We start from the raw sequence: 446 nt of genomic DNA, 5'->3' as shown, positions 1-446 counted from the left end.
CGGACAGGGCAAGAGCAACAACAACAGCAACAACAACAGCAACAGCAACGAGGGCAAGGGCAACGAGGGCAAGGGCAACGAGGGCGGCGGCCGCCACGAAGAGGGCCGGCGCCACGAGGAGGGCCGCATCCTCGTCAACGAGCGGTCCTACTCCGCCCGCCCCGGCGACTGCATCACCGTGATCAGCGGCCTCGGCGCCAAGACCCTCAACGTCCGCAACGACAGCCACAAGCGGGTGGAGGTCTTCCGCGGGGCCGTCTGCGACAACGGCGCCCCCATCGCCACCGTCGGCGCCTGGAGCACCAGCTTCGGAGTCGACGACCTGCACGTCAAGGACGGCGTCCACGTCAAGGACGGCATCGTGGCCAGCTTCCGCGTGGACTGCGACCACGAGGGCGGCTGGGGCGAAGGCGGCCGTGGCGAGGGCGGCCGTGGCGAGGGCGGCG

Annotated in this window: 1 protein-coding gene; it reads left to right on the top strand. The window is 70.4% G+C overall.

Annotated elements, in window-relative coordinates; genetic code table 11:
- A partial coding sequence (locus BIV25_RS51965; protein WP_071378581.1) for a hypothetical protein occupies positions 1-446 on the top strand: 446 nt, incomplete at both ends.

This window comes from Streptomyces sp. MUSC 14, from assembly GCF_001866675.1.
Taxonomy (GTDB): domain Bacteria; phylum Actinomycetota; class Actinomycetes; order Streptomycetales; family Streptomycetaceae; genus Streptomyces.
The sequence above is the reverse complement of the archived record's forward strand: the minus strand, read 5'-3'. Positions and strand labels throughout refer to the sequence as shown.